The following is a 584-nucleotide window of genomic DNA, read 5'->3' on the forward strand; positions in this document are numbered from 1 at the left end:
AACTTTGTCAGTTCTTCATTCAAGCGAATTTTACGGTTCCCTTTGCACTTACAGCATTTTTCTTTTTGCAGACAATTACTGCAATCTTCACATTGATAAAATTCTTCTGTTCTGCCATATTTGTTTCCTCTTACAGGTCTGCTGTAAAGATAATGAAACTTTTTTCCGTTAGGACATATTGGATCGCCATCTGTATCTATCGGAAAATTTACTGCTCTGTACGGATCATCTCGATATTTTTTGTCCTTGCTTTCCTTTTCATACATAGTAAATTTCATGTATTTTTTCATGCCGTGTTCTTCACAATACAGATAATTATTAAAGCTGCCGTATCCTGCGTCTGCTACCGGATATTCAGGATATTTTTCGTATATCTGATTGAACTTTTCTATCAAAGGCTTGAAACATTCCATATCAGACGCATATTGTTTTACGTCGAATACTGCGATATATTCATCACAGACACCTAATTGGATATTGTAGCCCGGAAGAAGCTGATCGTTACCCATATAGTCCTTTTTCATACGCATAAATGTTGCGTCATGATCGGTCTTGGAGTAACTATTGCGTTCATCTCCGCATAT

General features: G+C 36.5%; 1 protein-coding gene. It reads right to left on the bottom strand.

Annotation, left to right across the window (positions count from 1 at the left end; all coding sequences use genetic code 11):
• Positions 1–584, bottom strand: a 584-nt coding sequence (locus tag DW938_RS14510) for a transposase (protein ID WP_181984478.1), incomplete at both ends; no start/stop codon positions are given.

The organism is Ruminococcus sp. AM43-6 (assembly GCF_003461785.1).
Lineage (GTDB): Bacteria > Bacillota > Clostridia > Oscillospirales > Ruminococcaceae > Hominimerdicola > Hominimerdicola aceti.